Below are 17132 nucleotides of genomic sequence, written 5' to 3' on the forward strand. Positions count from 1 at the left end.
GGGCTTTGCCCGTCACCCCCTCCAGGGGGCGATGCCAGCGGCCCGGCAAAGCCGGTTCCGCGCCATCCCTCGATGGATGCGGCCGCCACCCTGCCCGGATGGGCCACCGGCCTGTGGCCCGCGCCCATGGACACCCTGCCCGTGCCGCTGGAGGCCCAGGCGCGCGCCATCGCCTTCACGCCCATGACCGAGGCCGACCTGGACGCGGTGCACGCGGTCGAGACCAGCGCCTACGGCCACCCGTGGTCGCCGCGGCACTTCCGCGACTCGCTGCAGGCCGGCTACCCGGCCGTGATGCTGATCGGCGAAGCGCACGCGGGCGAAAGCCCCTGGCCCCCCCGGCCCGACGGCCGCTGGCTGCTCGGCTACCTGGTGGCCATGCCCGGCGTGGACGAGGTGCACCTGCTCAACCTCACCGTGAACCCGCCGCACCAGCGCCAGGGCTGGGCCCGCTTCATGCTCGACGCGCTGGCGCTGTGGTCGCGCGGCCAGGGCGCCCTGTCGCTGTGGCTGGAGGTGCGCCAGAGCAACGCGCCCGCGCGCCGGCTGTATGAACGCTGCGGTTTTCGCGAGGTGGGCGTGCGCCGTGGCTACTACCCGCTGTCGGCGCTGCAGCGCGAGGACGCGGTGGTGATGCAACTGGGCCTGGACGGCACGCGGGGCACCGAATGAGCGACCGGACCGACACGCCCGACGGCTGGGTGCGCGAACTCGACGTGCGCCAGCGCGCCATGCTGGCCGAGATGGGCGTGAAGGTCTGGGTGCCCGCGCCGCCGCGCGCGCCCGCGGCCAGCCCCGAGCCGGCGACCAGCGCCGTGGCGGCGCCTGCCGCGGCGGCCACGCCCGCACCCGCCGGGCGCTCGCCCGCGGCGGTCCGCCCGCCCCAGGCGCCTGCGCCTGCGCCGATGCCGGCACCGGCCGCCCCCCCCAGCCCCGCGCGCAGCGACATCGCCACGCTCGACTGGCCCGCGCTGCGCGAGGCCGTGGCCGACTGCCGCGCCTGCGGCCTGTGCGGGTCGCGGCGCAACACCGTGTTCGGTGTCGGCCACACCGAGGCCGACTGGATGATCGTGGGCGAGGCCCCCGGCGAACAGGAAGACCGCCAGGGCGAGCCCTTCGTGGGCCCCGCCGGCCAGCTGCTCGACGCCATGCTGCGCGCCTGCGGGCGCGACCGCCAGGCCATGGACGCGCGCGGGGTGTTCATCGCCAACGTGCTCAAGTGCCGCCCGCCGGCCAACCGCAACCCGGCGCCCGAGGAAGTGGTGCAGTGCGAACCCTTCCTGTCGCGCCAGGTGGCGCTGGTCCGGCCCAAGCTGATCATCGCCATGGGCCGCTTCGCGGTGCAGTCCTTGCTCAAGACCACCGAGCCCATCGGCCGCCTGCGTGGGCGGCTGCACCGCTACGAGGGCGTGCCGGTCATCGTGACCTACCACCCGGCCTACCTGCTGCGCACACCCATCGACAAGTCCAAGGCCTGGGCCGACCTGTGCCTGGCCATGGAGATCGATCGGTAGTGTCTGACGGGGGCTCTAGGCCCCCGGCGGCTCGGCGCCCGGCGCGGCCGGCCTCGCCGGCCACAGCACGGCCGCGATCGCCAGCATGATCAGCGCCACCGCCACCCAGTCCTGCCAGTGCAGCACCTCGCCCAGCAGCCAGGCACCGCTGAACACGCCCAACACCGGGATCATCATCACGCTCAGCGTGGACGCGATCGGCGGCAGGTCGCGCGCCAGCACCAGCCAGGCCACCTGCGCGAAGGCGAACACGCCCAGCGCGTTGTAGACGATGGCCCCCCACACCACCGGGCCCGGCATCACGCCCCAGGCCTCGCGCTCGAACAGCCAGGACAGGGCGCTCATCCAGACCGTGGTCAGCGCGATCATCCAGAACGAGATCGTCAGCGTGTCGTAGGGCAGCGTGGTGCGCCGCATCTGCTGCGTGCCCCAGGCCCACATCGCCGCGGCCAGCAGCATCATGCCCACGGCCAGCGGCGCGCCCGACAGGCGCACGAACTCGTGCCACAGCAGCAGCAGCACGCCCAGGGCAGCCGCTGCCACGCCGCCCCAGGCGCGCATCGGCAGGCGCTGGCCGAACCACAGCGCGCCCACGATGGCCGAGAACACCGGCATGGTGTAGCCCAGGATGGCCGCGCGCCCGCTGGACAGCGACTGGATCGCCAGCACCGCCAGCGTGTGCCAGAACAGCATGTTGATCACCGTGAGCCACGCCAACTGGCCCCAGTGCTCGCGCGCCATCCGGAACGGCGCCCCGCGCCACCACAGCACGCCGGCCAGCACCGGCAGACCGATCCACATGCTCAGGGCGCGGAAGGTGAGCGGCTGATAACCCGCGATGCCGATCTTCATGATCGGCCAGTTGATGCCCCACACCAGGGTGAGGAGGACGAGCAGAACCAGTTGCCGGCGCGATATCGAGTGCATGCTGCCGATCGTACGGTTGTTCCAAATCCCGTCCACCGGGCGGGCGGCCGATGCCCCCACCTAAAATCCCGGCCCATGACCTTCATCGACCAGCTGCAGGCCGCCACCCGCGACAACGCGAGCCTGCTGTGCGTGGGCCTGGACCCGGACCCCGCCAAGTTCCCCGCGCACCTGAAGAACGACGCCTCGCGCATTCACGACTTCTGCGCCGCCATCGTCGATGCCACCGCCGACCTGGTCTGCGCCTTCAAGCCGCAGATCGCCTACTTCGCCGCGCACCGCGCCGAAGACCAGCTCGAGCGCCTGGTCGCGCACATGCGCCGCGCCGCGCCCGGCGTGCCCGTGATCCTCGACGCCAAGCGCGGCGACATCGGCGCCACCGCCGAGCAGTACGCCATCGAGGCCTTCGAGCGCTTCGGCGCCGACGCCGTCACGCTCTCGCCCTTCATGGGCTTCGACTCGGTGGAGCCCTACCTGCGCCGCCACGGCAAGGGCGCCTTCCTGCTGTGCCGCACCTCCAACCCCGGGGGCGACGACCTGCAGGCGCAGCGCCTGTCCTCCGTCGCCGGCCAACCCCTGCTGTACGAGCACGTGGCGCGCCTCGCGCAGGGGCCCTGGAACCTCAATGGCCAGCTCGGCCTGGTGGTGGGCGCCACCTACCCGGCCGAGATCGCGCGCGTGCGCGAACTCGCCCCCACGCTGCCCTTGCTCATCCCCGGCGTGGGCGCTCAGGGCGGCGACGCCACGGCCACCGTGCGCGCGGGCCTGCGCCTGCAGGGCGATGCCATCACCGGCCCCATCGTCGTGAACTCCTCGCGCGCCATCCTCTATGCCTCGGCGGGCGACGACTTCGCCGCCGCGGCGCGCCAGGCGGCCCTCAAAACGCGTGATCAATTGCACGCGGCGCGCATCGGCTGAACGACCGGCGGCTTGACAAATACCCCCATACGGTAAGCCGCTCAGCGGATGCGGCGACGCCACGACACCCCCCTGTAACCAAGCGCAACGCGCCATCGGCGCCCGCGGTCGCCTGCCTAGACTCGCGCCCCATCCAGATGGAGGGTGGCCATGGCGACGATCGAACAGGACGATCTGCCCAGCGATGCGCTGATCGAGCACGAAGACCCGGCGGCGCGCACCCGCGCAGCGATCGCCGGTGCCGCGGCAGCGGCCACGGCGGCGCTGGCCGCCTGCGGGGGGGGCGGCGGTGGCAGCGACGGCGGATCGGCCGAACCGCCCTTCGTGCCCGTGGTGGACTTTTCCCTCGACGGCTACACCTACCTCGCCGCGAACAACGACGCCGAGGCGGCGCGCTTCCTGCAGCAGGCGCAGTTCTCCTCCACGCCGCAGGAGATCGCGGCACTGCGCGGCGAAGGCTACGCCCTGTGGCTGGCGCGCCAGTTCCAGCAGCCCCGAGGCCAGAGCGGCTGGGACTGGCTGCAGGCGCGCGGCTATGGCGCCATCGACAGCAACAACTACTTCTTCAACCAGTACCCGGCCGACTTCATGCTCTGGAGCCAGCTGCTGTCGGGCGGCGAGGCCATGCGCAAGCGCGTCGCGCTCGCGCTGTCCGAGATCTTTGTCAGCTCGCTGACCACGGCCGAGTTCACCTGGCGCAGCCACGCCTACGCCTCGTGGTGGGACATGCTCATGCGCAACGCCTTCGGCAACTTCCGCCAGTTGCTCGAGGACGTGACGCTGCACCCGGCCATGGGCTACTTCCTCAACACCAAGGGCAACCAGAAGGAGAACCCCTCCACCGGCCGCGTGCCCGACGAAAACTACGCGCGCGAGGTGATGCAGCTCTTCACCATCGGCCTGCTCGAACTCAACCTCGATGGCACGCCCAAGATGAGCGGGGGACGCCCCATCGAGAGCTACACCCAGGACGACGTGACCCACCTCGCGCGCGTCTTCACCGGCTGGGACTTCGACACCTCCGACGGCGTGCGACACACGCCGGTCGGGCAGAACTACACCATCGAATCCAGCGCCTTCGCGCGCAAGCCCATGAGCCTGCGCGAGAGCCGCCACTCCACGCTGGAGGCGCGCTTCCTGGGCGCCACGGTGCCGGCCGGCACGCCCGGGCGCGCGGCGCTGCGCATCGCCCTGGACACGCTGTTCAACCACCCCAACACCGGGCCCTTCTTCGCGCGCCAGATGATCCAGCGCCTGGTGACCAGCGACCCCAGCCCGGCCTACGTGGCGCGCGTGGCGAGCAAGTTCAACAACAACGGCAAGGGCCAGCGCGGCGACCTGCAGGCGGTGATGGTCGCCATCCTGCTCGACCCCGAGGCGCGCGGCGGCCTCTCGCTGTCCAGCAGCACCCACGGCAAGCTGCGCGAGCCCATGGTCCGCTTCATTCAGTGGGCGCGCAGCTTCGACGTCACGTCGGCGGCGGGCAGCTGGAAGGTCTTCGATCTGGCCGACGCCGGCACCCAACTCGGTCAGAGCCCGCTGCGCTCGCCCTCGGTCTTCAATTTCTTCCGCCCCGGCTACGTGCCGCCCAATACCGCCCTGGCGGCCCGCAATGCCACGGCGCCGGAGTTCCAGCTCGTCAACGAGTCCAGCGTGGGCGGCTACCTCAACTTCATGCAGGGCGTGATCGAGCGCGGCATCAACTGCCCCAACCCGGGCGTTCCCTATGCCGCGTGGAACAACTACGCCTACGACGTGAAGGCCAACTACGCGCGCGAACTCGCGCTGGTGACCAACGCCGCCGCGCTGGTGGACCACCTGAACCTGGTGCTGGCGGCGGGGCAGATCTCACCCGCCACGCGCACGCTCATGGTCAACGCGCTCAACGCCACCACCGTCACGGCCGCCAGCAGCGCCGACGCCAGGAACCGGCGGGTCTGGGCCGCCGTGCTCATGGTGATGGCCTGCCCCGAGTACCTGATCCAGAAGTGAGGAGCGCGCCATGCATTTCATCGCCCCCGCCCGACACACCCGCCGCGCCTTCCTGCGCCGCGCCGGTCAGCTCGCCTTCACCGGCACCGCCCTGCCCACGGTGATGAACCTCGCCGCCATCGGCGAGGCCGCGGCCTTCGACGCCACCGACTACAAGGCCCTGGTCTGCGTCTTCCTGTTCGGCGGCAACGACTACGCCAACACCGTCATCAACTACGACGCCACCAGCCACGCCCAGTACGCCGCCATCCGCGGCGGCATCGCAATCCCGCGCGCCGACCTGGCGGCCACCGTGCTCAACCCCGCCGTGCCGCTGCCCGACGGCAAACAGTACGCCCTGCACCCGGCCATGACGGGCCTGGCCAACCTCTTCAACACCGGCGCGGCCGCCGTGCAGCTCAACGTCGGGCCCCTGGTGGTGCCGCTCACGCGGCAGCAGTACAACAGCAACAGCGCGTCCTTCCCGCGCCCGCCCAAGCTGTTCTCGCACAACGACCAGCAATCGGTGTGGATGAGTTCGGCCGCCGAAGGCAGCACCACGGGCTGGGGCGGCCAGGTGGGCGACCTGGCGCGATCGAGCAACACCAACAGCGTGCTCACCTGCGTCTCGGTGGCCGGCAACACCGTGTTCCTCTCGGGCGACGAGGCGCTGAGCTACCAGGTCGGCAGCGGCGGGGCGGTCCGCATCAACTGCCTCAACGGCAACGTCTACGGTTCGCCGGCGGTGCGCTCGGCGCTGGTCGACATCGCGATGCAGACCCGCGCGCACGCGCTGGAGAACGAATACAACCTGGTCACCGCGCGCGCCTATGGCACCGAAGGCGCCATCACCAGCGCGCTCAACGCCTTTCCCGCCAACACCGCGCCCTTCAGCGGTTTCCCGGCGAACAACGGCCTGGCCAGCCAGCTGCGCCTGGTCGCGCGGCTGATCGCCGCGCGCAACCAGCTCGGCAGCCGGCGCCAGGTGTTCTTCGTCTCGCTCGGCGGCTTCGACCTGCACGACAACCTGCTCAACGGCCAGGCCGGCCTGATGGAGCGCCTGAGCGGCGCGCTCACCGCCTTCTACGACGCCACCGTGCAGCTCGGCGTGGCCGACAAGGTGACCGCTTTCACCGCCTCGGACTTCGGCCGCACGCTCACCTCCAACGGCGACGGCTCCGACCACGGCTGGGGCTCGCACCACCTCATGGTGGGCGGCGCCGTGCGCGGCCGCGCCTTCTACGGCAAGGCCCCGCCCGTGAGCGTGACCAACAGCACCAGCGACAGCTTCGACCAGTGGCACGTGGGCCAGGGCCGGCTGCTGCCCAGCACCTCGGTGAGCCAGTACGCGGCCACGCTGGCGCAGTGGTTCGGCGTGAGCGGCGGCGAACTGGGCCAGGTGCTGCCCTACATCGGCAACTTCAACAGCGTGGACTACCCGACGAACCTGGGGTTCATGGCCTGAGGGCGGGCTCAGAACGGGTTGGCCGCCAGCACCGGCACGAAGGCGCTGGCCTGGGTGTCGCTGGACGGCGTGAAGCTGGCCATCGGCGGTGGTGCGAAGGCCGCCATGGCGTGGATGAGGTTGTTGAACTGGGCTTCGAAGGTCGCCTGCGCCGGGCTGAGCTCCGCTCCTGAGAAGACGCCTTGCGACAACGGATTGCTGGCACCGTTGTCGCCCAGAGCCCAGATGTCCCGCCAGCGATCGTTCCCTGACGCCAGGGCGGGCCACTCGCTCACGGCAGCCACCACGGGTTCGGGCGCGCTCGACACCAGCGCAACCATCTGCTCCATCGACCACACCGTGCCATCGGCGAATTCGAAGCATTCGATGCCGGCTCCGGGAATAGCGCCGTCCTCCGGCATGAGCACGTGCACGCCGCCCGGGCCGCCCCAACTCAATGTGAGCGCGCGGCAGGGGCCTTCTTCGGTGTCCACCGTGGACCAGCTCGCTTGCAGCGCGCCAGGGTCGATGCCTGGGCCCAGGCGCACGGTGTCGGCGTCGAGGGAGCGCAAGGACTGATCGTCGAAGTGGATTGGCGGGCGGGCAGCCTCGCTGCCCCAGTTGGATGGGTGCGGAGCGTCGCTGCTCCAATACGGATTGGAGTAGGACAGGCGACCAGCAAAGCCAATGCAAGGCAAATGACGATTCCATTTGTCATGCGGGTACTCGTTGGGTTCATGTTCAGCGGGCCTCCCCATCAGCGCTACAGCCGGGCTGTCCGGCTTGTGGTTCGGTTCTTCCTCTGTCCTCACTGGACGCGCCCTGCAGTGCCTTCGCCTGCGCATCGATCAGCTTCAGATGAACGAAGAGCCCATCGTTGTCGGCCCCGCTGAAGAGGCGGTCGAGGCCCTTGTTGCCGAGGAAGATGTCGGCGCCGTCCTGGTCCGAGAGCAGGTCGTCATCTGCATGCTCCCGAGTGGCAGGTTTTTCCCGAGTCGGTGGCCGCGGGGTGTTGCCGTCGTTCATGGAATGCCTCCTTGAATCGCCTCCAGCGAATGGCCCGCTGCACGGCGGCGGTTCCCATTCGGCCGCGATATTCCATGCCCGCCGCGTGCCATACCCTCACGGCGTATTCAGGATCGCCCCGCTGCCGCCATGAAGCCGGGGCCGCCCAGTAGCATCTGCCCATGATCGACCTCTACACCGCCGCCACCCCCAATGGCCACAAAGCCTCGATCGCGCTCGAGGAACTGGGCCTGCCCTACACGCTGAAGGTGCTGGACCTCACGGCCGGCGAGCAGAAGCGCCCGGACTTCCTGGCCATCAACCCCAATGGCCGCATCCCCGCCATCGTGGACCACGGGGCTGGCGGCTTCGCGGTGTTCGAGTCGGGCGCGGTGCTGATCTACCTGGCCGAGAAGACCGGCCAGCTCATGCCCGCGGACCCGCAGGGCCGCTCGCGCGTGCTGCAGTGGCTGATGTTCCAGATGGGTGGCGTGGGCCCGATGATGGGACAGGCCAATGTGTTCTTCCGCTACTTCCCCGAGAAGATCCCGGCGGTGATCGATCGCTACCAGGGCGAGACCAAGCGCCTGTTCCGCGTGCTCGACGGCCACCTGAAAGACCACGAGTACCTGGCCGGCGACTACTCCATCGCCGACATCGCCAACTGGGCCTGGGTGCGCACGCACCGCTGGTCCGGCGTGGACATCGACGACCTGCCGCACCTCAAGCGCTGGCGCGACACCATCCGCGCGCGCCCGGCGGTGCAGCGCGGCATCGAATCGCCGCCGTCGACGGTGGACCTCACGCGCGATGGCGACGAAGCGGCGCGCCGCTTCTCGCAAGACGCGCGCAAGCTGATGGAAACCGGCCAGAGCCTGAAGGAGGACCGCCGATGAAGCTCTACGTGTCCGAGCGCGCGCCCAACCCGCGCCGCGTGCAGATGTTCATCGCCGAGAAGGGCATGACCGGCATCGAGGAGGTGCTGGTCGACATCAACGCGCACGAACACAAATCGCACCCCGCGCTCTCGCGCAGCCCGGTGGCGCGCATCCCCGTGCTCGAACTCGACGACGGCCGCGTGCTGAGCGAGTCGCGCGCGATCTGCGCCTACCTGGAAGGCCTGCAGCCCGAGCCCAACCTGATGGGCCGCGACGCCGAAGAGCGCGCCTTCATCGAGATGGCCGACCGGCACGTGGAGTGGTACGTGACGCTGCCGCTGGCGCAGGCGATCCGCCACCAGCACCCCGGGCTGGCGGTGCTGGAGCAGCCGCAGTTCCCCGAATTCGGTGCGTCGCAGCAGGCCAAGGCGATGGAGACCCTGCGCTGGCTCGACGGCCTGCTGCAAGGCCAGCCCTGGGTGGCGGGACAGCGCTTCACCATCGCCGACATCACGGCCTTCTGCACCATCGAATTCGCGCGGCTGCTCAAGTTCAAGCCGGGGGAACAGGGCCTCGCCGCCCTGGCGGCGTGGCGGGATCGGGTGGCGGCGCGGTAGCCCCCGGTCAGACGGCGGCCCCGTCAGCCCTGCTTAAGTCAAGGATAAGAATTATTTGCATTTAGAATTCGGCGTTTCCCCCTTCCGTCCTGGAGAACCGCCATGCGCCTGAAGCCCCTCGCCGCCGCCGCCGTGCTCGCCCTGAGCCTGGCCGCCCCTTTGCATGCCCAGACCGGTGCCAGCCCCGCGAGCGTGACCGCGCACTACGCGGCCCTGGTGCACGCCAATTACGAGGACACGCTGAGCGCCGCCAAGGCGCTGCAGGCCGCCGTCAAGGCCTTCACCGCCGCGCCCTCGCAGCCCGCCCAGGACGCGGCCCGCAAGGCCTGGCTGGCGGCGCGCGAGTTCTATGGACAGACCGAGGCCTTCCGCTTCTATGGCGGCCCCATCGACAACGACAACGGCCCCGAAGGCCGGCTCAACGCCTGGCCCATGGACGAGTCCTACGTGGACTATGTGGACGGCAAGAAGACCGCCGGCCTCGTCAACAACAAGAAGCAGCCCCTCACCAAGAAGGCGCTGGCCGCGCTGAACGAAAAAGGCGGCGAGGAAAACATCGCCACCGGCTGGCACGCCATCGAGTTCATGCTCTGGGGCCAGGACCTGTCCGAGACCGGCCCGGGCAACCGCAGCTTCGAGGACTTTGTCGACGGCAAGGCCCCCAACGCCGACCGCCGACGCCAGTACCTCAACACCGTCACCGACCTGCTGGTGGACGACCTGGGCGGCCTGGTGAAGGCCTGGGCGCCGGGCGCCAAGAACAACTACCGCGCGAAGTTCGAGAAGGGCGGCAACGAGTCGCTGCGCAAGATGTTCGTGGCCATGGGCTCGCTCTCGCGCGGCGAACTGGCCGGCGAGCGCCTCGAAGTGGCCCTGGCCAGCCAGGACCAGGAAGACGAGCACAGCTGCTTCTCCGACAACACCCACCGCGACGCCGTGGCCAACGCCAAGGGCATCGAGAACGTCTGGCTGGGCCGCTACGTGCGCGCCGACGGCAGCACCCTGCAGGGCCCCAGCCTGCGCGACCTGGTGAATGCCAGGAACGCCGGCGTGGCCGACAAGACCACGAAGCAGATCCGCACCTCGGTGGAGTCGGCCGAAGCCATTCCCGCGCCCTTCGACCGCGCCATCGTCGCCGGCTCGGCGGGCCGCCCGAAGATCGAGGCCACCATCAAGAGCCTGACCGAGCAGTCCAAGGACATCGTGGCCGCCGCCGCCGCCGTGGGCATCGCCAAACTCACGCTGGTGCAACCGTGAAGCGAGCGGCCTGGGCCGCCGCGGCCTTGGGCGTGGCGGCGCTCACCTCGGTCGCCGCGCTGCAGGCGGCGGCACAAGCGCCTGCCCCGGCCGGCCCCACCGACGCGGCGCCCGATCCCCTGGGCGAGAAGACCGGCGGCGCGACCACGGTCTGGGCCACGGGGCAGAACGCCTTCTCCTTCCCCGCCGCCAACCTCACCGACCCGGAGCGCACGCGCTTCGTCATCGGCAACTCCTTCTTCAAGCGCAACTGGGTCGAGGCCCCCGCGAGCACCAAGGCGCGCGACGGCCTGGGCCCGAACTTCCTGGCGCGCTCCTGCGGCGCCTGCCACCTGTTCGACGGCCGCGGTGAGCCGCCACCGTGGAAGCGCGGCATCTCCGACCAGGAACCGCTGGCCCTGCTGCTGCGCCTGTCGGTGCCCGGCAGCGACGCGCACGGCGGCCCGAAGCACGACCCGGTCTATGGCGACCAGCTCAACACGGCGGCGATCCAGGGCGTCAAGCCCGAGGGCCGGGTGCGCCTGCGCTGGCAGGCCATCCAGGGCCGCTTCGCCGACGGCACGCCCTACACGCTGCAAAAGCCCGAGTACATCGTCGACCGCCTCGCCTACGGCCCCTTCGCCCCGGGCGCCATGATCAGCCCGCGCATCGCGCCGCAGGTCATCGGCGTGGGCCTGCTCGAAGCCATCCCCGAAAGTGAGGTGCTGGCCAACGCCGAGGCCCAGGCCGCGCTGCCCGGCCCCATCAAGGGCCAGCCCAACCGCGTGTGGGACGTGTTCGCGCAGCGCGAGATGCTCGGCCGCTTCGGCTGGAAGGCCAACGTGGCCACCATCGCCCACCAGACGGCGGGCGCCTTCCACGGCGACATCGGCATCACCTCGGCGCAGTTCCCCGACGAGACCTGCACGCCCCGGCAGAAGGACTGCCTGGCCGCGCCCAAGGGCTCGCGCAACGGCCAGCCCGAGATCGACGCCAAGACCCTGGACGAGGTGGTGTTCTACCAGGCCACGCTGGCGCCGCCCGCGCGCCGCGACATCCAGGACCCGCAGGTGCTGCGGGGCCAGCGGCTGTTCGCGCAGGCGCAGTGCGCGGTCTGCCACCGGCCCACCTACACCACGGCCGAAGGCCCCTTCCCGCGCCTGACCAGCCGGGCCCTGCAGGGCCAGACCATCCACCCGTACACCGACCTGCTGCTGCACGACATGGGTGAGGCGCTGGCCGATGGCCGGCCCGACTTCCTGGCCAACGGCCGCCAGTGGAAAACGCCGCCGCTGTGGGGCATCGGCTTGATCAAGGACGTGAACGGTCACACCCGCCTGCTGCACGACGGCCGCGCCAATGGCGTGCTCGAGGCCATCCTCTGGCACGGCGGCGAGGCCGAGGCCAGCAAGCAGCAGGTGCTGAAGTTCGGCGAGGCCGACCGCCGCGCCCTGGTGAAATTCGTGGAGAGCCTCTGATGCGTACCCGATTCCGCTGGCGGGTTGGCGCGGCACTCACCCTGCTGCTGTGCGCGCCCGGCGCGCTGTGGGCGCAGGCCGCCGCGCCCTACTATTACCCGCCCGACGCGGTGGCCGCCCTGTACCGCGACCACACCGCGCCGCTGGCGCGCGCCTTCGCCGAGCAGGCGCCCACGCTGGTGCAGGCGCTGCAAGGCCACTGCGCCGGCCCGGCCGCGCTGGCGCCGGCGCGCGCGGCCTGGACGCAGACCGTGCTGGCCTGGGAACGGCTGGCCGCCGTGGCCGTGGGCCCGCTGATCGAGCGCCGCTCGCTGCGCGAGATCGACTTTCAGCCGCTGCGTCCCGAACTGCTCAAGCGCTCGCTGGCGCGCGAGCCCAAGTCCCTGGACGACATGGAACGCGTGGGCACGCCCGCCAAGGGCCTGCCCGCCATCGAGTACCTGCTGTGGAGCGCGCCCGCCGCGCCGCGCAGCGGCGCCTGCGCCTACGCCGTGCTGGCCGCGCAGGCCGTGCAGCGCGAGGCCGAGGCCCTGCGCGCCGCCTTCGACGCGCTGGCCGCCGCGCCGCCCGAAGAAGAGGCCGCCGTCACGGCCTTCGTGGAGTTCATCAACCAATGGCTGGGCGGCCTGGAGCGCCTGCGCTGGACGGGCATGGAAAAACCCCTGCGCGAGGCCGAAACGCGCGGCGCGGCGCCCGCCTTCGCGCGGCTGCCCAGCGGCCAGACCGGCGCGGCCTGGGCCGCCGGCTGGGCCGAGCTGCGCGCCCTGGCGCGCCAGCCCGACAGCGGCGCGCCCGCCATCGGCGCGGGCCGGGTGAGCATCGAGTCCTACCTGCGCGGGCGCGGACACATCGCGCTGGCCGATCGCTGGCGCGCGACCGTGGACGAGGCCGACCGCGCGATGCAGGGCGTGCAGCCGGGCGCCCCCGCCGGCGTGGACGCGGCGGCGCGCGCGCTCAAGAAGCTGACCACGCTGATGCAGTCCGAGGTGGCGGGCAGCCTCGAAGTCAACCTGGGTTTCTCCAGTGCCGATGGCGACTAGACGGCTCCCCCCTGCGCCGCTGCGCGGCGTCCCCTTCCGGGGACCACACCAGCGGACCGGCGAAGCCGGATCCGCGGTGTTCCTGGACGCCTCGCTCGCCACCGGACTGACTCGCCGTGGTGTCCTGGCTTGGCTGGCCGCTGGCCTGGGCACCCGCGCGCTGGCAGGCGACGCCCCCCACAGCCGGCTCATGGCCAGCTGGGCTGAGCGCGGCCGGTATTTCGCGGGCGTCTTGCGCGTGGATGAGGACCACGTATCGGCCCTGGCGCAGCTGTCGCTGCCCACGCGCGCGCACGGCCTCGCCCTCGAAGCCGACGGTGCGGTGCTGGTGGCCGCGCGCCGCCCCGGCGACTGGCTGCTGCGCTGGCGGCCCGACAGCGGCGCGGCGCAGTGGCATTGGGTGAACGACGACCGCCGGCTCAACGGCCACGTGCTGCCCTCCTGCGACGGGCGCGCGGTGTGGACCACCGAGACCAACCAGGCCGACGCCGCCGGGCTGATCGGCGTGCGCGATCCGCGCACGCTGGAGAAAACCGGCGAGTGGGCCACGCAGGGCATGGACCCGCACGAAATGCTGGTGCTGCCCGAGGCCCTGGGCCGCGTCCCGGCCGGCGCGCTGATCGTGGCCAACGGCGGCATCCCCACGCAAAGCGAGACCGGCCGCAGCCACCGCGACCTGTCGCGCATGGACCCCTCGCTGGTGGCGCTCGACCCGGCCTCGGGCGCACTGCTGGGCCAGTGGCGCCTGGACGATCCGCGCCTGAGCGTGCGCCACCTCGCCTGGGACCCGGTGGGCCGGCGCGTGGGCATCGCCCTGCAGGCCGAACACGACGACGAGGCCGCGCGCCGCGACGCCCCCCTGCTGGCCACCTGGGACGGCGATGCGCTGCGCGCCGCGCCCCCCATGGCCCACGCGCGCGGCTATGGCGCCGACATCTGCGCGCGCGCCGGCGGCGGCTTCTGGCTCAGCGCCACGCGAGCGAACGCGCTGCTGGGACTCGATGCGCGCGGTGCCATCGCCGAGCGGGTGAACCTGCCCTCGGCCGGCGCCCTGGCCGCGCGGCCCGGGCACGCCTGGGCCGCTGGCGCGGCGGTCACCTGGCACGACGGCGAGCGCCAGACCCTGTCGTCCGCGCTGCAACTCGACAACCACTGGGTGAGCGCGCGCGCCTGAGGGCCCGGCCCCCGCCCCGGCGCGGTTCGCTCACCAGGGCGGTGGCGAGCGCTCCAGCGCGCGCTCCATGGCCGGCAGGGCCAGCAGGCCCGCCTCCAGTTGCGCCTGCAGGCCCGACTGCAAGGCGGCCACGAGCGTGGGCGCCACACGGGCCGGCACCTGCTGCAGCAGGCCTTGCGCCGTGGCCAGATCGTTCAACTCTCCCAGCAGCGCCTGCGCCTCGGCCAAGGTGGCGGTGCTGCGCGCGGCGCGCTGGGGGTCGAGCAGGCCGATCAGGAACTCCTGCGTGTAGCGCAGCTTCTTCAGCGCCAGGCGCAACTCGTGGCGGCCGTCGGGGCCCAGGCGGCGCGCGTCGCGCGCCTGTTCGCGCAACCGTGCATGGCCGGCGCGCAGCCGGGCCACCGCCCAGCGCGGCAGGTTCACCCGCGCGCGCGGCGCCGGCAGCGCGAACACCGAGCGCGTGAAGGCCAGCAAGGCCAGGGCGTGCGCCGGGTCGGCCAGCCGGCGCGCCACCGCGAGGTTGGCCGCGCGGCGCTGGGCGTCCACCCAGGCGCGCAGGGCCTGGGCCTCGGCGCGGGCGTCGCTGTCGGGCAGGCGATCGGGCAGCCATTCGGTGGCGAAGACGTCCCAGTTGCGCGCCGCGCCCAGCGCGTCGGCCAGGCCCTTCCAGTGCGCCGACCAGTGCGCCACCCAGCGGCGCGGCAGGTGCTCGCGAAACAGCCGCAGGCCGGTGCGCAGGCGGCGCAGGGCCACGCGCAGCTGGTGCACGAACTCCGGGTCGGGCAGCGGCGCGCCGGCCAGCGGCAGGTCGGCGAGCGCGCGCGGCTCGGCCTCGTTGGCCTGCAGGTGCGTGAGGCAGGCCAGGCTGGCGGCCTGGAAGGCCTCGCGCACCGCCATGCCGCGCGCCAACGCCAGCGGCGTGGCGCGCCGGGGCATGGCGGCCTGGCCGGCGAACAGGGCGTAGCCGCGCTCGGCCTTGCTGCGCGGCTCGGGGTGCAGGCGCAGCGCACGCCCCGCCTGGCCCTCGGGGCCGAGCGCCAGGGTGTGCGCCAGGTCGAACAGCGCGTCGACCGGGCCGTCCAGCAGCTCCAGCTCCACCTCGAGCAGGCGCTCGCGGCGCGCGCGCCGGGCGCTGCCGACGCTGATGTGCCCGTCGTCGACCGCCAGTTCGATGCGCGCGCCCGCGTGTTCCACCACCAGGGCACGGCGGACGAAGTCGGTGCGGAACACCGCGCGCAGCCGGGGCGCCCAGTCCTGCAGGGCGGCGGCCAGCGCGGGCTCGTCCACCACGCGCGCGAAATCGACCCGCCCGCGCGGCTTGGGCACCTCCCATTCGCCGCGCCGCGACAGGCCGCCCACGCTGCTGCCCGAGGTCTTGACCGTGAGCCAGCGCCGCGCGCCCACGCGGCGCTCGCGCAAGGCCAGGCGCGCCTCGCGCAGCGCCAGCTCGGGGGTGTCGAAATAGGTGTTGAACAGGCGCTGGCCCACGCGCGGCAGGCCGCCCAGCAGCGGGTGGGCCAGCAAACGCCCGGCGTCCTTGGGGTGCAGCGCGAGCTTGAGCTCGGTTTCCTGTGGCATCGATCGATCAGACCACAGTTCGCCTGAGGGTCGCTACCTTACAGCCGGTTACCACGCGGGCGCCGCCTCGGCCAACAATGACCGCTGGCGCGCCCCCTTGAGCGCGGCGGTGTCGTTGGAGACAAACATGCACACGATGTCCTGGATGCGCGCCGCGCTGGGCGCGGCCCTGCTGGGCTTGCTGGCCGCCTGTGGTGGTGGTGGCGGCGATGGGAACGGCGGCAGCGGCACGCTGCGCGTGGCCCTCACCGACAACCCCGCCTGCGGCTACGACGAGGTGGTGGTCACGGTGAACGAGGTGCGCGTGCACACCGCCGACGCGCCCGACAGCGACCCGGGCTGGCGCTCCATCCCCGTCAACCCGCCGCTCAGCGTCAATCTGCTGGACTACACCAACGGCGCCCTGCTCGACCTCGGGCAGACGCGCGTGCCCGCCGGCACCTACACCCGCCTGCGCCTGGTGCTGGCGCCCAACACCGGCGCCCAGGCCGACCGCAACTGGATCGTGCTCAGCGGCAACCCGGGCGTGAGGGTGCCGCTCAAAACCCCCAGTGGCCAGCAGTCGGGCCTGAAGGTGCAGACCAGCCTGGCGGTGCAGCGCGACGGCCTGACCGACGTGGTGATCGACTTCGACGCCTGCCGGTCCGTGGTGGTGGCCGGGGGTTCGGGCCAGTACCTGCTCAAGCCCGTGCTGCGCACGCTGCCGCGTGTGGAGACCGGCGTGATCGGCGAGGTCTCCCTCGCCGCGGCCACGGCGGGCGCCAGCGTCTCGCTGCAGCAGAACGGCGAGGTGCGCCGCGCCACCGTGGCCGACGCCAACGGCCTGTTCAAGCTGCAACCCGTGGAGCCGGGTGAGTACACGCTGGTGGTGGTCACGCCCGGGCGGGCCACGGCGGCGGTGCGCCAGCTGCAGGTGTTCAGCGGTCAGCTGGTGCGCGCCGCGCCGGCCGGCCAGCGCATCGACCCGCCCGCCTCGGGCACGGCCATCTTCACGGGGCAGGTCTCGCTCACGCCCGTGCCCACCGAGCTCGACGCGACCGTGGCCCTGCGCCAGACGCTCACGGCGGGCGACACCCTCACGCTCGTGGAGCGGCCGGTGAACGCCGTCACCGGCGAATACGCCTACACCGGCAACGCGGTGGCGGCGCCGCAGGTGGCCCAGCACGCCGCCGGCAGCAGCCTGAGCTTCTCGGCCGACAACGCGGCGGCGGGCCAGTTCACGCTGCGCGCCACCACGGGCGGCGTGAGCAAGACCGCCGGTCCCCTGACCGCGGCCGCCAGCGACACCATCGACCAGGATTTTGTTTTCCCCTGAACCGCAGAGCCTCAAGCCATGCCCATTCCGTCCCGCT

Annotated in this window: 16 protein-coding genes; 12 read left to right on the top strand and 4 right to left on the bottom strand. The window is 72.1% G+C overall.

Going from position 1 to position 17132, the window contains the following annotated elements; genetic code table 11:
- The first annotated feature begins 126 nt into the window (after positions 1-126).
- Positions 127-672 carry a ribosomal protein S18-alanine N-acetyltransferase gene (gene rimI, locus SOM08_RS19345; RefSeq protein ID WP_116959910.1) on the top strand — a complete coding sequence of 182 codons (546 nt, stop codon included), beginning with the start codon at positions 127-129 and terminating at the stop codon, positions 670-672.
- Positions 669-1514 (top strand): uracil-DNA glycosylase, encoded by an 846-nt coding sequence (locus SOM08_RS19350; protein WP_322469535.1) that lies wholly within the window; start codon positions 669-671, stop codon positions 1512-1514. Before rimI ends, SOM08_RS19350 begins: the two co-directional genes overlap by 4 nt.
- Positions 1515-1529: 15 nt before the next feature.
- Here the strand turns inward: SOM08_RS19350 and SOM08_RS19355 are convergent, their stop codons facing one another.
- Entirely contained in the window at positions 1530-2441 is a 912-nt protein-coding gene (locus tag SOM08_RS19355; protein ID WP_116959697.1) for a DMT family transporter, read from the bottom strand.
- 75 nt (positions 2442-2516) lie between these two features.
- Here SOM08_RS19355 and pyrF point away from each other — a divergent pair, with 75 nt between their 5' ends.
- The 3 genes from pyrF (at position 2517) to SOM08_RS19370 (ending at position 6795) form a co-directional block, all read left to right on the top strand.
- Entirely contained in the window at positions 2517-3359 is an 843-nt protein-coding gene (pyrF, locus tag SOM08_RS19360; protein WP_116959695.1) for an orotidine-5'-phosphate decarboxylase, read from the top strand.
- A gap of 150 nt (positions 3360-3509) precedes the next feature.
- The gene (locus SOM08_RS19365) at positions 3510-5351 is read left to right on the top strand and encodes a DUF1800 domain-containing protein (RefSeq protein WP_322469536.1); all 1842 of its coding nucleotides are present in this window, start codon (positions 3510-3512) and stop codon (positions 5349-5351) included.
- A gap of 10 nt (positions 5352-5361) precedes the next feature.
- Positions 5362-6795 (top strand): DUF1501 domain-containing protein, encoded by a 1434-nt coding sequence (locus SOM08_RS19370; protein WP_322469537.1) that lies wholly within the window; start codon positions 5362-5364, stop codon positions 6793-6795.
- Between the two features lie 8 nt (positions 6796-6803).
- Here the strand turns inward: SOM08_RS19370 and SOM08_RS19375 are convergent, their stop codons facing one another.
- Together SOM08_RS19375 and SOM08_RS19380 are read right to left on the bottom strand one after the other, a co-directional pair.
- Positions 6804-7346 carry a hypothetical protein gene (locus SOM08_RS19375; protein WP_322469538.1) on the bottom strand — a complete coding sequence of 181 codons (543 nt, stop codon included), beginning with the start codon at positions 7344-7346 and terminating at the stop codon, positions 6804-6806.
- Between the two features lie 169 nt (positions 7347-7515).
- Complete coding sequence (locus tag SOM08_RS19380) at positions 7516-7800, bottom strand: hypothetical protein (RefSeq protein ID WP_322469539.1); 285 nt, start codon at positions 7798-7800, stop codon at positions 7516-7518.
- 161 nt (positions 7801-7961) lie between these two features.
- On the opposite strand from SOM08_RS19380, the gene SOM08_RS19385 reads away from it, so the two are divergent.
- From SOM08_RS19385 to SOM08_RS19410, 6 genes are all read left to right on the top strand, one after another.
- Complete coding sequence (locus SOM08_RS19385; RefSeq protein WP_322469540.1) at positions 7962-8675, top strand: glutathione S-transferase family protein; 714 nt, start codon at positions 7962-7964, stop codon at positions 8673-8675.
- Entirely contained in the window at positions 8672-9274 is a 603-nt protein-coding gene (locus SOM08_RS19390; protein WP_116959685.1) for a glutathione S-transferase family protein, read from the top strand. The genes SOM08_RS19385 and SOM08_RS19390 overlap by 4 nt, the downstream gene beginning before the upstream one ends.
- Before the next feature lie 102 nt (positions 9275-9376).
- Positions 9377-10531 carry an imelysin family protein gene (locus tag SOM08_RS19395; RefSeq protein ID WP_322469541.1) on the top strand — a complete coding sequence of 385 codons (1155 nt, stop codon included), beginning with the start codon at positions 9377-9379 and terminating at the stop codon, positions 10529-10531.
- Entirely contained in the window at positions 10528-11988 is a 1461-nt protein-coding gene (locus tag SOM08_RS19400; RefSeq protein ID WP_322469542.1) for a di-heme oxidoredictase family protein, read from the top strand. Before SOM08_RS19395 ends, SOM08_RS19400 begins: the two co-directional genes overlap by 4 nt.
- A complete protein-coding gene (locus SOM08_RS19405) occupies positions 11988-13028 on the top strand; it encodes an imelysin family protein (protein WP_116959682.1) in 1041 nt (346 codons plus the stop codon). The genes SOM08_RS19400 and SOM08_RS19405 overlap by 1 nt, the downstream gene beginning before the upstream one ends.
- A gap of 190 nt (positions 13029-13218) precedes the next feature.
- The gene (locus SOM08_RS19410) at positions 13219-14202 is read left to right on the top strand and encodes a DUF1513 domain-containing protein (protein ID WP_322469543.1); all 984 of its coding nucleotides are present in this window, start codon (positions 13219-13221) and stop codon (positions 14200-14202) included.
- Positions 14203-14232: 30 nt separating this feature from the next.
- On the opposite strand, the gene SOM08_RS19415 is transcribed toward SOM08_RS19410, so the two are convergent.
- Complete coding sequence (locus tag SOM08_RS19415) at positions 14233-15780, bottom strand: CYTH and CHAD domain-containing protein (RefSeq protein WP_116959680.1); 1548 nt, start codon at positions 15778-15780, stop codon at positions 14233-14235.
- Positions 15781-15907: 127 nt separating this feature from the next.
- On the opposite strand from SOM08_RS19415, the gene SOM08_RS19420 reads away from it, so the two are divergent.
- Positions 15908-17095, top strand: coding sequence for a DUF4382 domain-containing protein (locus tag SOM08_RS19420; protein ID WP_322469544.1), 1188 nt, complete (start codon positions 15908-15910; stop codon positions 17093-17095).
- The last annotated feature ends 37 nt before the right edge of the window (positions 17096-17132 follow it).

The organism is Hydrogenophaga sp. SNF1 (assembly GCF_034421675.1).
In the GTDB taxonomy this organism is placed as follows: domain Bacteria; phylum Pseudomonadota; class Gammaproteobacteria; order Burkholderiales; family Burkholderiaceae_C; genus Hydrogenophaga; species Hydrogenophaga borbori.

Coding starts and splice junctions, on each gene's coding strand:
- SOM08_RS19390 (WP_116959685.1), top strand. CDS start 8,672: ATGAAGCTCTACGTGTCCGAGCGCGCGCCCAACCCGCGCCGCGTGCAG.
- SOM08_RS19380 (WP_322469539.1), bottom strand. CDS start 7,800: ATGAACGACGGCAACACCCCGCGGCCACCGACTCGGGAAAAACCTGCC.
- SOM08_RS19395 (WP_322469541.1), top strand. CDS start 9,377: ATGCGCCTGAAGCCCCTCGCCGCCGCCGCCGTGCTCGCCCTGAGCCTG.
- SOM08_RS19420 (WP_322469544.1), top strand. CDS start 15,908: ATGCACACGATGTCCTGGATGCGCGCCGCGCTGGGCGCGGCCCTGCTG.
- SOM08_RS19350 (WP_322469535.1), top strand. CDS start 669: ATGAGCGACCGGACCGACACGCCCGACGGCTGGGTGCGCGAACTCGAC.
- SOM08_RS19370 (WP_322469537.1), top strand. CDS start 5,362: ATGCATTTCATCGCCCCCGCCCGACACACCCGCCGCGCCTTCCTGCGC.
- SOM08_RS19355 (WP_116959697.1), bottom strand. CDS start 2,441: ATGCACTCGATATCGCGCCGGCAACTGGTTCTGCTCGTCCTCCTCACC.
- SOM08_RS19405 (WP_116959682.1), top strand. CDS start 11,988: ATGCGTACCCGATTCCGCTGGCGGGTTGGCGCGGCACTCACCCTGCTG.
- SOM08_RS19385 (WP_322469540.1), top strand. CDS start 7,962: ATGATCGACCTCTACACCGCCGCCACCCCCAATGGCCACAAAGCCTCG.
- SOM08_RS19365 (WP_322469536.1), top strand. CDS start 3,510: ATGGCGACGATCGAACAGGACGATCTGCCCAGCGATGCGCTGATCGAG.
- SOM08_RS19410 (WP_322469543.1), top strand. CDS start 13,219: ATGGCCAGCTGGGCTGAGCGCGGCCGGTATTTCGCGGGCGTCTTGCGC.
- SOM08_RS19415 (WP_116959680.1), bottom strand. CDS start 15,780: ATGCCACAGGAAACCGAGCTCAAGCTCGCGCTGCACCCCAAGGACGCC.
- rimI (WP_116959910.1), top strand. CDS start 127: ATGGACACCCTGCCCGTGCCGCTGGAGGCCCAGGCGCGCGCCATCGCC.
- pyrF (WP_116959695.1), top strand. CDS start 2,517: ATGACCTTCATCGACCAGCTGCAGGCCGCCACCCGCGACAACGCGAGC.